The 16,454-nt window shown below is 38.7% G+C and carries 5 protein-coding genes; all 5 read left to right on the forward strand.

The window, feature by feature from the left end; all coding sequences use genetic code 11:
* The first annotated feature begins 1,058 nt into the window (after positions 1-1,058).
* Positions 1,059-2,039 carry a helix-turn-helix domain-containing protein gene (locus H4O18_RS15405; protein WP_187586154.1) on the forward strand — a complete coding sequence of 327 codons (981 nt, stop codon included), beginning with the start codon at positions 1,059-1,061 and terminating at the stop codon, positions 2,037-2,039.
* 972 nt (positions 2,040-3,011) lie between these two features.
* The gene (locus tag H4O18_RS15410; RefSeq protein WP_187586156.1) at positions 3,012-3,653 is read left to right on the forward strand and encodes a response regulator transcription factor; all 642 of its coding nucleotides are present in this window, start codon (positions 3,012-3,014) and stop codon (positions 3,651-3,653) included.
* Between the two features lie 517 nt (positions 3,654-4,170).
* Positions 4,171-9,285: a cadherin domain-containing protein gene (locus tag H4O18_RS15415; protein WP_187586158.1), complete on the forward strand. Its 5,115-nt coding sequence runs from the start codon at positions 4,171-4,173 to the stop codon at positions 9,283-9,285.
* 44 nt (positions 9,286-9,329) lie between these two features.
* Positions 9,330-10,220, forward strand: a complete 891-nt coding sequence (locus tag H4O18_RS15420) for a PorP/SprF family type IX secretion system membrane protein (protein WP_187586160.1) — start codon at positions 9,330-9,332, stop codon at positions 10,218-10,220.
* A 59-nt stretch (positions 10,221-10,279) separates the two neighbouring features.
* Positions 10,280-16,030 (forward strand): BspA family leucine-rich repeat surface protein, encoded by a 5,751-nt coding sequence (locus H4O18_RS15425; RefSeq protein ID WP_187586162.1) that lies wholly within the window; start codon positions 10,280-10,282, stop codon positions 16,028-16,030.
* Positions 16,031-16,454 lie beyond the last annotated feature (424 nt).

The following is a 16,454-nucleotide window of genomic DNA, read 5'->3' on the forward strand; positions in this document are numbered from 1 at the left end:
ACCCTTGTATTAGAGAGTCTAATTAAATGAGGAGCTCATAAATTATTGAATGTGGATTTGATATAAAAGGGGCAAGCCATAAATTTTGAAAGTCGAGGTTCTTCAAGATTGATATTTGGTTCAATTAATTATTGTTACGGGTAGCTTACTTATCTTTCTTCAAAGAACGATTTATTTGAATTTATGCCCCTGAAAGAACATTTAGAATATCCAATCGGGATATGTAATGAATCATTGTTTGTCGATATATTATTATTAAAATTGACTTCCTTCCTTGTGCTATAGGTTTAGTTTCTTTATTAATTAATATAAGTCTTGGACCACAAGCCTCAAATTCATGAATTCACACACTACCAATATCTGAGTCACATAATCTAATTAAAATAAATCAGTTTAGATTATATGTAGGAGTCAACCCTGGGTGAATTATGGAATTGGGATATGTTCTTTATGGAAGTGGCTTGGATGAATCCAAAATTCTAGATCGCGATAGTGTACGTTACTAAAGAATTACTACACATAAAAGTTAACTGAAAAAATATCAACCATATAGTAGGTTTAAATTTGCAGTTGCCCAAGAAGTATAAGGCGGAAGAGGTGATATTAAAACTTAGACCGATCCTAATTCACAAAAATTTAGAAATTGAAGAGAGGGAGGAAAGTATTGGATTCAGATTATATCAACGCCTTCAACTTGTTTAGTGTGAATAAGTAAATAGAGGAAGATTGGTTCAATCAAATTGGCCCTAGGTGAAGGAGAGAGATAACAGTTTTATGTTGCGATTTTGATAACCGGAAAATTGAAAGAATGGAATAATTAATAGTTGTGTAGGAATAATTTTATGCCTAAAATTGCGCGAATATTAATTTTGACCAGTGACATGTTTGGAGAGTTTCTTTTGTTAATTACTGGCTGCCTTGGATTGTTGACAACGGCAATACCTCTTTTTTACCAGAGGAACAATCGAATGGTAAATTTTTATTTAATCCTTATTTTATTTTATGTTTCTGTTTTTTCGCTTTTGAAATCTTCTTACCTATTAGGTATACAGGACATAATGGATCAAACCTCCCTAGGTTATAAAAGGCTCTCCCTTTTTATGTTTCCTACCTTGTTCCTATATTTTAAGAGGGTTATTAAGGATGCCCCTAGATGGAACATTAATGATTTGATACATTATATTGTTCCTATACTCTTTTTTACGACGGTTCAGTCCTTGGAAGCTTTTGGATATTTATTGCCAGAAGTAATTAGCTTATTTTACATCTTTTATTTTTTATTAATTCTGTTTTACCTACTTCTTTCCATTCGTCTATATCAAATTTCATTTTTAAGTAAGCACTCCAGTGGAAACCAAATTTTGAACATGGACCACTATGCAAAAAAATGGATACTTTTTCTATTGATTATAAACGTAATATTATGTTTTAGGGTTTTGGTAATCGTATGTATGGATCTTTACCACGGAACTTTATCGGGTTTTGAAAATGGAATGTGGTTATGGGCCACTATAATCATTGCAATCTTCGTTAAATTGCTAATTTCACCGGAAATTTTATTCGGCAGCAGCGTACTTCAAAAAAGAGTTGATATTTCAAGGGGGCACGGCAAAAAAACAATTGCTCTGAATGTCTGGAAGTTGGACCAGACCACTAAATTTAATAACAAACAGGATGAATTACTATCTGCAAAAGTTCAGGGATCCTTAATTGAAAAAATACAAACCATTGAAGAAGTGGTTTTTGATAAAAAACTATTCGGGAATTCAAACTTTGATCTACAAATGTTGGCTAGGGAAATTAAAGTACCTAAGAGTCACTTGACATTTATCTTCAAATATCACTGCCAACTCTTTTTTCCGGAGTTTAAAAAAATGTTACAAATTCGGGAAGCTGAAAATTTAATCGATCAAGGGTATTTAAAAGATAATACAATAGAATCTCTTTCGGTCACGGTCGGTTTTTCGTCCTATAACCCATTTTATGTGTCATTTAAAAAGCATACAGGTTTTTCACCGCAGAATTATATTAAACAGTAGATCTAATATAAGTGAATATTCCATATTTTAAATCCTCCCAAAAGCAATTAGGATCATCCTTAAGTCTTTTAGGTATTACTGTTGTGCTAATGGTAACCTCCTATTTTCAAGAAGACATTGTATTCTTTTCAAATCTTACTTGCTCCAATGGAGCATATAGGGTATTCTGATGATTGATTCTAATTAAACGAATCCCCTTCGATTTGTAACAAATAAAATTTGGTTCTGAATTTCTGGTTGAACCTTCAAAAAGATTGAAAGGCACCTGTCGCAATTGCCTACCATCAATGGTTTGAATCTTATTCTATGAACGCTTTAAAACTTAGAAATTATACATAATGGTTAAGTCCTACTAAGTTTTAAAACGTTCATTATTAAAAAAGCTACAGTTATACTTTTCATGGTCCGCTGGTTAACTACCCAATGTAATTCTAATTTTACTTACTCCTTTACTATAATTTTACCAACAGTAAAAACCGATTTTTTATTTAAAAATCATTTAGAAATCAGGTGCTTATGAAGTTTTTGTATTATTCTACTAATAAATTGCCATCTACATTATCCACTAGTTCATCCTATCGTGTTATTGGAAAAATAGGATTGTCTAAGCATCTCACAGGTTTTATGAATAAAGGCGTCCTAATTTCAGACAACGGTGCTCAATGGTTAAGTGTAGGCATTATTTCAGCTAATTCATTAACCATGCTATTCTTCGAATCCATTTTTTGGCTTAATTCGATTTTTTACATTCTGACAGGTATTATTATTAAATTTTTCACAAGGTTCAAAATTGACCATGTTTACCAAACATCAACCAATAAATATATAAAGTCTGTAACAACTGCAGTAATGGCTATAGGTCTTCACTTTTTTGTTAAAATAGCTCAGTGCAATTATTCCACTGTGATTTGTTTTAATCGAAAACAATTACTTATTCGTTTTACATATTAAATTATTCAAATCACAATTGATATGAAATCAAACATTCTAAAAATTATTATTATTGAGAATGACCGCTGCCTTCACGAGGCTTACAAGTACTATTTCGAAACATATAAGGATTATTCCCTTGATGGCATATATGATTCGGTAAAGGAGGCCCTTATAGATTATAATAATATTATGCCAGATATTATTCTTTCCGAAGTTTCCATGCCAGATGGATGCGGTATTGAAGGAATTGGACGCTTTCGTAAAAAGGATTCCAATGTTAAAATTATTATGATTACAGCTGACAGCGATTTTGAGGTCGTAAAAAGGGCCTTTAATCATATGGCGAATGGTTATCTCACCAAACCAGTAAACAAACATAGCTTGCACCATGCCCTAGATTCTGTAAAATATGAAGGAGCTACAATAAGCAATGATATCACCAAAAAAATTATTTCGATGTTCCAAAAAAAATCATATGCTTCATTCTCAGAAAGGGAAAATGAGATAATTCACTATTTGGGCCAAGGAGCAACTTATAAAACCATCGCCGACAATTTGTTCCTAACGCCAAGTACCATTAACTTTCATATACAGAATATTTATCTGAAATTAGATGTAAACTCAAAATCAGAAGCCTTGGCTAAATTGAGGGATCTGCCACATTTTGAGTGTTATATTTAAAGAGATAAAGTACAACTTTAGAAAAGGTGACTATATATTCTATCGAAAGCAGAAAAATTGACTCAACTGAGTATTTTGACCATTAATGCTTAATAAATAATCTGCTCATGATTTTATGGTTTATGTAAGTCATAAGCAACCATGGTAACGAATTATTAAACTCCTTACTTATTCGTTTAAGAAGTATGTATGACCTTCTAATGGAAGAATTTAGGGCCTGTAACTTTACCTCCTTTTATTTTAAGGAGTATAGTTCAACAACCAATGTTAGACAATCCAGCACATAAAATATAATCGTTTTACCTCCTGATTTTATCCTATTGAGTCATTTCAACGATATAACTGTACAGATAGTCGTAAAAGTATAATAAAAATATTATTGAATTATGAAAACCTATTACTGATATGTTTAAAATTCCCTTTGTAAGACTTTTCCTTATGCGTTGATGCAATTATTGTCGTTATATAACAATCACAATCCAATAATTACTTATTGTCGAAAAAATAATTACCATTTATGACCAAACTAATTCCCCCGTCTTCCGGCGTTAAAGCCTGCTGGAAATATTATCGTCTATTAGGTATAAAAATAAACCAGGTATCAATTTTCAAAAATCTATATGCAACACTTTTTTTTGTTTTGGGAATCAATTTCTCTTTTGGGCAGTTAAGTGACCTACACTATTTACCACCCTTAAAACAAATAAGCAGTAATACAGTTGTTCAATACCAGGCACTTTATCTATCAACTCCAGAGACTAGCCCATTTATTGTCCAAGTTTATGGTGGAACCAGTACAACTCCTTTAACGACTTTAACCATTTCCAATACTAACCCCGCAGAATACTCATTACCAAACGGCGATAATGAAATAACTTTGGTTTCCAACGCCAATACCGGAATTGCGTTAAGTAATAGCGGTCTTCGATTTCAATCGACAGACGGACAAAGATTCTATGTAAATTACAGAGGAAGGTCTGGTTACCAAGCCGTTTCATTAACGTCCAAAGGTAGACAGGCGCTGGGAACAGCATTTAAATGGGGTGGGATTCCAAACCAAGCAGATGGGGGGTCCACCAACACAAGTACCACCCTCGGTATTATGGCAACCGAAGATAATACAGTAGTTGAAATTTTCGGGTATGATCCGGATACAGAATTTAGGTTACAGAATGATCCTGATGGCCTTACCTCAGATAACATTCAAATAACCCTCAACGCAGGTCAATCTTATGTCATGGAAGCCATTGTTTCTGAAACCAACGCCAATATCGATGGCTGGTTGGGGGCTTCCATTACTTCCAGTAAAAAAATTGTTATTAGTAATGGGGGCATGTTAATGCGCTCATTTATTGGGAGTAGTGGTTGGGATGGGGGAATAGACCAGCCAATTCCTGAAAACGTAATTGGAAAGGAATATGTATTTGTAAGAGGTAATGGAACTTCCTATACTGAATTTCCAGTTTTGATTGCCACACAAAATAATACCGATATTTACGTTAACGGTTCTTCCACGCCCTTTGCTACCATAAATAATGGAGATTATGTGGTTATACCTACTTCGTATTATTCAACAGGTTCTGTGGGCGGAAATATATTTGTAAAAGCTTCAAAGGACATTTATGCCTACCAAAATACAGCTGGATCTTCAAGTGATGCCACTTCCGGAATGAATTTCATTTCACCGGTAAACTGCCTAATGCCGAGTAGTTTTGATAACATCCCAGACATTAGGGATGCCGCAGGTCTAACATTAGATGGAGGAGTTACCTTGGTAGCTTCTGCAAATACCCCTAATAGTGACATTGTAATAACACACGGAGGAGGAACTATTACTGCAGCTTCCCTTACCGAGCGACCAGTGATAGGCTCATCAGAATGGAAAACCTTTTATGCACCTGGCCTCACAGGTAATGTGAAGGTAAATTCTACCGGGCCCATTGCAGTTGGTTTTTTAGGAGCGTCTGGTGTTGTTGGCATGGCAGGCTATTTTTCAGGTTTTGATACGGTTCCTGTCGTGGAAGTGGATGTTTCCGGTGGAGGATGCCTACCTGGTGCAACCCTAGAGGTAACGGCCGGTTTTTCTTCTTACACTTGGTACCGTGATGGAGAAGTCATTCCCGACCAAACTTCGAATACCTATGCGCCTCCTATTGCCGGGGACTATTATGTGGTAGTTACAAAAGGGGCTTGTTCCTATGAATCTGCTGTCGCATCCATTTTTGATTGTAATCCGGAAATTGTATTGACCAACGTAGCCGACAAAGCCAGTGTCCTTGAAGGCGATACGGTGAAATTCACCATAGAACTAAGTTACTACGGATATACACCGGTTTCCAACCTGGAGGTGAATGTGGACATTCCCACAGGTCTATCTTTGGTAAGTGCAACCCCCAGCTTTGGATCCTACAACAACGGATTTTGGAACATTGGTAATATCTTGAGCGGGGAAAACCACTTGCTAACCATAACTGCCACTGTCGACGAGGTTTTTGAGGATTCCGATTTGACCTTAACAGTAGATAATACACAAACAGAGACGGATGGCAATTCCATACCCGATGACCTGACCGAAACTATAAGCGTAATTAACAATGAAATTAGGGTAACCAAAACAGCCAGGGCAGCAATGGATGGGAGCTATGGTACCTTGGGCGAGATTATCATATATGACCTTGTAGTGACCAATATCGGCCCCAACACGTTAACCAACGTGAATATTGTGGACACAAATGCCGATTCGGGCAGTATAACTCCAGCCACAGTTGTCAGCCTAGCACCAGGTGCCTCAACAAATTTTGTTGCCGAACATACCATAACCACAGGAGATTTAACTACGGGTTCGGTAACCAATATCGCACAGGCCCGGGCGGCCTTATCAAATGGTTATGTTATTACAGATGATTCGGATAATCCCATGGATAGTACCAACAACGACAATAATGGCGATGGTGAACCGGATGATCCTACTATAGTTATCCTTAACAATAGGGCACCAACAGATATAATTCTTTCAAATAATAGTATTATTGAAAACAGTGCAATCGGTACAATTATAGGGAACTTAGGTGCCGTGGACCCTGATAGTGGTGATACAGATACCTACTATTTGGTTTCTGGAACCGGGGATACGGACAATGGATCGTTTACCATTGATGGTTCTGGAAATCTTTTGTTGGCAATGGTACCAAATTATGAATTACAATCCACTTATTACATAAGAGTCAGGGTTATGGATTCCGGGGACTTGACATATGAAAAGCAATTCACTGTCAGCATTACCGATGTAAACGATGCTCCCACAAATATCGCCCTGAGCAGCGCCAGTATTGCAGAGAACAGCCCAGAGGGGACCTCGGTCGGTACATTCTCCGCTATTGATGAAGATACGGCCAATACATTTACCTATAGTTTGGTTATCGGCGATGGCACCAATGATGCCGACAATATCAGCTTCACCATGAACGGAAGCGACCTTGAATTGGCCATTGTGCCGGATTATGAAAAACAGTCCAGCTATGCGGTCTATGTGAACGTAAATGATGGTGAAAACGATTTTCAAAAGGCTTTCATTATTACTATAAGCGATTTCAACGAAGCACCTACCGATATAAGCCTGAGCAGCACCAGTATTGCAGAGAGCAGCCCGGTAGGGACCTCGGTGGGTACATTTTCGACTACTGATCAGGATACGGACGATACATTTACCTATAGTTTGGTTACCGGGGACGGAAGCAATGATGCCGACAATTCCAGTTTCGCCATCAACGGAAATGACCTTGAATTGGCCATTGTGCCGGACTATGAACAACAGACCAGCTATTCGGTCTACGTGAATGTAAATGATGGAGAGAACGATTTTCAAAAGGCCTTTACCATTACAATAACCGATTCCAAAGAAACACCGACGGATATAAGCCTGAGCAATAACAGTGTTGCTGAAAATAGCCCGGTAGGGACCTCGGTGGGTACCTTTTTGGCTACTGATGAGGATACGGACGATACATTTACCTATAGTTTGGTTACCGGGGACGGAAGCAACGATACCGACAATTCCAGCTTTGCCATCAACGGAAGCAAACTTGAATTGGCCATTGTACCGGATTATGAACATCAGTCCAGCTATGTGGTCTTCGTGAACGTAAATGATGGGTTGAACGATTTCCAAAAGATCTTCATCATTAGCATAACCAATATCAACGAAGCACCGACAGCTATTAGCCTGAGCAATAACAGTGTCGCAGAGAACAGCCTAGTGGGGACCAAAGTGGGTACATTTTTGACTACGGACGAAGATCCGGCCAATATATTTACCTATAGTTTGGTTACCGGGGACGGAAACAACGACATTGATAATTCCAGCTTCTCCATGAACGGAAGCGATCTAGAATTGGCCATTATAACAGATTACGAGCAAAAGTCCAGCTATGCGGTCTACGTGAACGTGAATGATGGAGAAAACAATTATCAAAAGTCCTTTACCGTCAAGGTAACCGATTTAAATGATATCCCCACCGACATAAGCCTTAGCAATTCCAGTATTATGGAGAACAGTCCAATTGGAACAGCAGTAGGAGTATTAACTGCCATGGACCAGGATAATGGGAACAGACATACTTACAATTTAATCACGGGCAATGGAATAAACGATGAGGACAATTCCAGCTTCGCCATCAACGGAAGCGATCTTGAGTTGGCGATTGTTCCTGACTATGAAAAACAGTCCAGCTATTCGATATACGTGAACGTAAATGATGGGGTGAACAACTATCAAAAGGTGTTCATCATTACAATCCTGGATGAGAATGAGGATATGGACGGGGACGGGGTTTCCGATGATAACGACAATTGTCCAAATACCCCGGTGGGTGAAATAGTCGGCGTAAATGGATGTTCCGAAAGTCAAAAGGACAGAGACAACGATGGGGTAAATGATGCGGATGACAACTGTCCAAATATTTCAAATACCGATCAAGGGGATATAGATTATGATGGGATAGGGGATGTTTGCGATAACGATATTGATGGTGACGGAATACCGAACGAAGAAGACGCATTTCCTTATGATGCTTTCGGGGATTTGGACAATGATGGCGTGCTGGATGATATGGACGCGTTTCCATTTGATCCACAAGAGAGCAAAGATACAAATGGAGATGGCATTGGAGACAATAGAGATTCAGATGACGATGGCGATGGATATTCCGATGAAATAGAATTATCGGAAGGCACCGATCAATATGATCCTTCAAATTACCCTGCAGACAGTGATTCGGATGGCATTCCCGATAGTGTGGACGATGATGACGATAATGACGGTATCCCAGATAGTTCGGATTATTTCCCAAAAAGTAGTACTCCCATCTTAATACCTGCAGAGGCTGTTACACCTAATGGGGATGGCAATAACGATACATGGATAATTCCAGGTATTGATAATTACCCAAATAACCATGTTAAAATATTTAACAGATGGGGTCATGAGGTTTATTCAGCTTTAGGTTACGGTAATGATTGGGGAGGGATATACCGTCAAAATAGTAAAAAACTGCCGTCAGGTTCCTACATGTACGTAATACAATTAGGGAATGGTACTGCGCCGCTAAGGGGGTGGCTGTTCATTAATTATTAAAAAACAATAAAACAAATATTTTACAAAACCAATAACCAAAAATTATGATATCTCTCAAAGAAACAATCGTTTGCCTTTTATTTTTTGTACTGACCATAAGTGTCAGTGCACAACAGGATCCCAATTATTCCTTTTACCGTTATAATATGAGTCTTTATAATCCTGCTTTCGCAGGTAGTTCCGAAAGGGGGCAACTATCATTAGGGCTAAGAAGCCAATGGGCTGGTGTAGAAGGCGCCCCCGAAAGCCAAAGTGCCCTATTCGGTATGCCCGTGGGCAAAAAGTTAGGGTTAGGAGTTTCAATACTCAACGATAGGACGTTTATAGAAAACCAAACATGGATAGGGGTAGATGTATCTTACCACATCAGGTTGGATGAGAAACATTTACTTTATTTTGGTATCAAAGGAAGTGCTAACTCATACAATGCAAACTCTCAAGGTCTGTTGACCTATGGTATTGGGCAAGATGAAGCTCTAACTGACTACAACAGTCGGTTTACTCCAAATATTGGTGCAGGATTGTTCCTTAGTCATGAGCATTACTTCATATCCCTATCAGTTCCTAAAATTCTAACCCCGGAACGATTGGAGGAGCGGGATGGCAATGCTTATCTAAGCGAATACCGCATGCACTCCTATTTAAGTGGTGGTTATAATTTTGAACTTGGCAGATCACTGGCCCTACAGACCATGACCATGTTGCGTTATGTTGATTCTTCTCCTTTGTCAATTGAGTTCACCAGTATTTTGGATTTTAACCACCATATTAGCTTAGGGGCATCTTACCGATTTGATGAAAGCATCAGCGGTCTATTTCTATTCAATGCCGGAAAGGGATTCGATATCGGCTATGCCTATGAAACCCCTCTTCAAAGTTCTATTCGGAGCATGGCTAATGGAACACATGAACTTTTTATGAGATTAGGAATATAGAGCAATCTTAATTAGTATTTCAAAACCCAATTCCCCAAATAAAATAACAACTGAATAACATGAATAAGTTTACATTTTTCCTTATACTGATTATTAATATCTTGGTTTGCAATCAAGCTTGGTCCCAAGGACAGATATTTATAAGCGCCCCTAATACGCAGACTACAATTACCAGTAATAGTGCCACTGTAGTAGCCCCTGGTTTAACGATAACATCTACTGAGGATATCACTGATTTTACAGTTTCCATTACAGATTCCTACTCTACAAATGATGTTCTTGGTTATATGGGTGGTATGCCTAGTGGTATTACTACTTCTGGATGGAACTCGACTAAACGCGCCATCGTATTTAAGGGAACGAAAACGGCCGAAGAATGGCAAGTCTTTTTAAGAAATCTGACAATTACCACGGCAAATGTGTGTTCCCCAGAAAATAGAAAAGTCTCTTTTATTGCAGGGGAGACATTTTATAATCCATTGAATGGGCATTACTACAAAATAACCAATTCAGCGTCCAATTGGCTGCCAACAAAAATAGCTGCAGCTTCGGATTCTTATTACGGGGCTCAAGGATATTTGGCGACAATGACGAGCCAGGCTGAAAATACCTTCGTTTCAAGGTTAATAGGACAAAATTCATGGATGGGTGCATCCGATGAATTCCAACAAATCAACGAGGCAGTGGGCTATACCTTATATGCCAATCAATCGGATTCAGAGGGTAAATGGCATTGGGTTACTGGACCTGAAAAGGGGACCCAAATGAGTACTGCAAATCAGGTCAATATTAGTAGTGTATACCAAAATTGGGGGGGAGGAGAACCTAATAATTCTGGTTCTGAACATTGCCTTCATATGTATGCTGATGGTCGATGGAATGATTTCGCTAATTCTCAAGTAATTTATGGAATCATCGAATATGGTGATATGCCCGGAGATTACACGCAATCCACACCTCAATTCACTCAGGATATATTTATCCAAGGTTCTTCTAGTGGTACCATTTCCGGAGGAAACGTAACGGTTTGTGCCGGGTCCAATTCTACCACCCTGACATTGAGTGGTTTTACAGGGTCCGTAGAGCGCTGGGAAAGTTCAATTGATAATTTTATAACCGCAGGAACCACTATTTCTAACACCAATACCACGTTAACGGTAAGCAATATTTCAAAGACCACATATTTCAGAGCGGTTGTCAATTCTACATCTCCGTCTACCTGCAATGGGCTTGCGACCTCTAGTGCGCCGGTTTATGTAAGTAATCCCGTATCAGGAAATGTTTTTGCCGTGAACACATCTATTTGTGCCGGTTCAGATGTGGATCTTTATTTATCCGGTCACGAAGGAGATGTACAGAAATGGCAGCGATCTCCTGATAGTAATGCTTGGACCGATATAGCGAACACCAACCCTACCTTAATTGAAACTGTGAATACGGTAGGAACCATGTATTATAGGGCATTTGTACAAGTACCCGGTTGTGGTGAGGCGGTAATTACACCTGTAAAGGAAATTTCGATTGTTTCAGGAACACCCCCACAGGGAGGCACGGTAAGTTCCAATACCCATTTTTCTGCAACCAATAGCGGCATGCTGACTTTGACAGATTATAATGGTACGATAAGTAAATGGCAAAAGTCTACTGATAATGGGCTTGTTTGGATCAATATCTCAAATACTAATAATTCCTATACTTATAATAACATAAATAAAGAGACCTTATTTCGGGTATTGGTGGCCAACGGTAGTTGTGGTACTTCTTATAGTGCTAGTGGAACGGTAGAAATCATTTACAGTCCTGTCATTACTGATTTTACCCCAAAAACCGCTGCACAAGGAAGTGAAATCACCATCACCGGCACCAATCTGGAGAATGTAACGGAGGTAAAATTTGGCGGAGTCGATGCTACCTCGTTCACCATAAACTCTACATCAAAAATTACCGCTATTGTTCCCTCAAATGCTATTTCTGGCGATATATCGGTGACCAATTCAGGAGGTACGGACAGTTTAGCGGGATTTACGTTTAATGAAGCTCCTTCGGAAATAAGCATTTCGGAAAATACCATTTTGGAAAATAATTCATTGAACCAACTTATAGGTGTGTTTTCCGTTACAGATCCAGAGGTTTCCGATACGCATACCTATCAATTGGTTTCCGGATCGGGTGATGCCAATAATGGTTCATTCTTGATTTCCGGAAACAGTTTATTGGCCAATGTGGTTTTTGATTTTGAAATAAAGAAAGTATATAACATCAGGGTTGAAGTTCAGGATAATTATGAAAATAACTATCAAAAAGAGTTTACTATAAATGTTACTGATGCCAATGAAAGCCCTACGGATATAACAATAGACAATACTACGGTAGCTGAGAATAGTGCTGTTGGAACATTGGTTGGTAGTTTAGGTAATATTGATCAGGATACCGGTAATAACTATTTGTATTCTTTGGTTACTGGAAATGGCACCAATGATGCCGACAATAGCAGCTTCACCATAAATGGAAGCGGCCTTGAATTGGGGGTTGTACCCGATTACGAGGAAAAGTCCAGTTATTCGATCTACCTGAACGTGAATGACGGGGAAAATGATTACCAAAAAGCCTTCACCATTTTTATAACTGATGAGACCGATGAAAATAATGATGGTCTTTTAGATGGTGCTTTTGTTACCAAATGGCGCACAACCAGTAATAATGAAACCATTCGCTTTCCATTAAGAGATTGGAGCGGTATTACAGTTGATTGGGGCGATGGTTCTGAAATAGCATCACCTTCAGAGGTAACAGTAGGATATACACAATTTTTTCAGCATACTTATGCCACTGCAGGTGATTACATAGTAACCATAAAAACAGATGATGATTTAGATATCGGCTGGTTTGAGGGAGGAGCTGATCGTTCGGATTCCAAATCAAAATTAATTGAAATCAAACAATGGGGATCAGGCCAATGGTCCAGTTTCAATCGCGCTTTTAGCAATCATATAAATGTTGAGTTCTTGGCACTGGACAGTCCCGATTTAACAATATGTACAGACTTAAGTGGGCTCTTGGCTGGTTCGTCAATAAATCCAGATATAAGTAATTGGGACGTCTCCAATATAACCGCTATGATCAATTCGTTTAGTGGGACCGTTAATTTTAATCAAGATCTAAGTAACTGGAACGTATCCAATGTAACCAATATGAGTGCTATGTTCAATAGAGCTTATGCTTTTAACTCAGATATCACCAATTGGGATGTGAGCAGCGTTACAAATATGGCTAGTATGTTTACTGATGCTAGTCTGTTTAATCAGGATATTGGTATTTGGGATACCTCAAACGTCACCAATATGTATGGGATGTTTAGAAACGCTTCGTTGTTCAATCAAGATATTGGTACATGGAACGTTTCCAAGGTTACAAATATGATTTTGATGTTTGATAATGCCGATGCATTTAATCAAGATTTGAACAATTGGGATGTTTCAAATTTAACTTCAATGCAAAATATGTTCTCCAATACGGCTGCGTTTAATGGAAATATATCTTCATGGGATGTGTCAAATGTAACTTCATTGCAATATACTTTTGATGGGGCTTTGTCATTTAATCAAAACCTAAGTGCATGGGATGTGTCAAATATTAGAGACATGCGATACACATTTGCAAATACAAGAGATTTTAATGGTCCTTTAAATTGGGGCAATAAAACCGCCAACGTTACAACGATGCACCAAATGTTCACTAGCTCGAAATCTTTCAACCAAGATGTTAGGAATTGGGATGTTTCCAAGGTAACCGATATGATATTCATGTTCGCTGTTAGTGAAGCTTTTAATCAGGACATCAGTGATTGGAATGTTTCTAGCGTAGTTTCCATGAGAAGTATGTTCCAGGAGGCAAAAGCATTCAATCAACCTTTAAATTGGTCAGGAAAGACAACAAGTCTTACCGATGTCTCCACAATGTTTTACAGAAATCCGGTCTTTAATTCAGAAATCAATTGGGATATTTCCAAGGTGACCAATATGCAAAGCATGTTTGAAGGAGCTAGTGCTTTCAATAAGGACATTGGAGCTTGGGATACCTCTAGCGTAAACAATATGTATAGTTTGTTTAGAAATGCCTCGTCTTTCAATCAGGACATTGGGTCGTGGGATGTTTCCAATGTTACAAATATGTCTTTAATGTTCAATAACACAAAGCTTTCCTCCATAAATTATGATGCATTGTTAAATGGCTGGAATTCACTAACCCTCAAAAACAATGTAACATTTGATGGAGGATTATCTATTTACTGTGAAGGAGAATCTTCAAGACAAAATTTAATCAACTTTTTTGGATGGGTAATTACTGATGGTGGATATGAATGTGATGCTGACGGTGACGGTATACCAGATGTACTTGACCAATGCCCGAATACACCAACAGGACAAACTGTGGATACGAACGGATGCAGTGAAATGCAAAAGGATACGGACAGTGATGGTGTAACGGATAACCTTGATCAATGTCCAAACACTTCTAGTGGTGAAACGGTAGATACTACCGGTTGTTCGGATATGCAAAAGGATACGGACGGGGACGGGACCAATGACGCCCATGATGCCTTCCCTAACGATGCCAATGAGGATACCGATTCGGATGGTGATGGTACAGGTGACAATGCCGATGCCTTCCCCAACGATTCCAATGAAGACACCGATTCCGATGGCGATGGTACCGGCGACAATGCAGATGCCTTCCCTAACGATCCCAATGAAGACACCGATTCCGATGGCGATGGTACCGGCGACAATGCCGATGCATTCCCAAACGATCCGAATGAAGATTCAGATTTCGATAGTGATGGTACTGGTGACAATGCCGATGCTTTCCCTAACGATCCCAATGAAGACACCGATTCCGATGGCGATGGTGTAGGTGACAATGCCGATGCCTTCCCTTACGATGCCAATGAAGTCACCGATTCCGATGGCGATGGCGTTGGTGATAATCAAGATACTGATGATGACAATGATGGTTTGCCGGACACGGAAGATTCCGATCCTTTGAACCCTGCGACCGACATAGACGGGGATGGTATTTTTGATACGTTGGATAATTGCCCTTTTAATTCCAATCCAGACCAGCTGGATACAGATTTGGACGGTGAGGGTAACATTTGTGATATGGATGACGATAATGATGGTGTTTTGGACACGGAAGATGCATTCCCAATAGATCCAACAGAAACCGTTGATAAAGATGGTGATGGACTGGGGGATAATATGGATTTAGATGACGACAATGACGGATTTTTGGACCATGAAGATTCTTTTCCCAATGACCCTAGTGAGAATCTTGACACGGATGGTGATGGAATTGGCAACAATAAGGATACCGATGATGATGGGGACGGAGTATTGGATGATTTGGATCAATTTCCTTTGGACTCATCAGAGGACTCTGATACTGATAATGATGGTCTAGGTGATAATGTAGACGATGACGACGACAATGATGGAATTATGGATGCCAATGATGCATTCCCTAAAACAAGTGCTCCGAAACTGGTTCCTGCGCAAGCATTTACTCCAAATGGGGATGGCAATAATGATCGCTGGGTCATACCTGGCATTGATAATTACCCAAACAACCATGTACAGGTATTCAATAGATGGGGTCATCCGGTCTATACAGCAAATGGATATGCAAACGATTGGGGAGGACTTTATAAATCAAGAAACGAAAAATTGCCAACCGGTTCTTATTTCTATACGATTAATCTTGGGAATGGGGCCGAACCAATTCAGGGTTGGATTTTTATAAACTATTAGAATGCAATTTAAAAGGACCAGTAGAGCAATGATTTACCTGCGACCCCGAATAATAAGGTTGGTCCAATGTCAACACTCCAAATAAAGCTGGTCATTGTGGAAAATCTGTATTGATTTTTTAGATGGAATACTAATGGGCAATTTTAGAAAACCAAACTTTGGTTCTTTAAAATTGTCCATTCAATTGTTTTGAAATCTTGGCTTATAAGGTTAGGGTATTCTAAATGAAATATTATTATTGGCGTAAGGCAAAACGGGACAACATTTTACAAAATTTATTTTTGACTCAAATAAATTCTTTCCCAATTTTAAATTAAAAGCGCCATGACGATCATTGATGTTTTTAAAACACTAAAAACCAAATGAGTACATGGTAATTATGAAAATAATGTTCAGCCTAAGCATATTAAAATCCTTTAAAATA

It is taken from the genome of Arenibacter arenosicollis (assembly GCF_014397245.1).
GTDB classification, from domain to species: Bacteria; Bacteroidota; Bacteroidia; order Flavobacteriales; family Flavobacteriaceae; genus Arenibacter; species Arenibacter arenosicollis.

Coding starts and splice junctions, on each gene's coding strand:
- H4O18_RS15415 (WP_187586158.1), top strand. CDS start 4,171: ATGACCAAACTAATTCCCCCGTCTTCCGGCGTTAAAGCCTGCTGGAAA.
- H4O18_RS15420 (WP_187586160.1), top strand. CDS start 9,330: ATGATATCTCTCAAAGAAACAATCGTTTGCCTTTTATTTTTTGTACTG.
- H4O18_RS15425 (WP_187586162.1), top strand. CDS start 10,280: ATGAATAAGTTTACATTTTTCCTTATACTGATTATTAATATCTTGGTT.
- H4O18_RS15410 (WP_187586156.1), top strand. CDS start 3,012: ATGAAATCAAACATTCTAAAAATTATTATTATTGAGAATGACCGCTGC.
- H4O18_RS15405 (WP_187586154.1), top strand. CDS start 1,059: ATGGATCAAACCTCCCTAGGTTATAAAAGGCTCTCCCTTTTTATGTTT.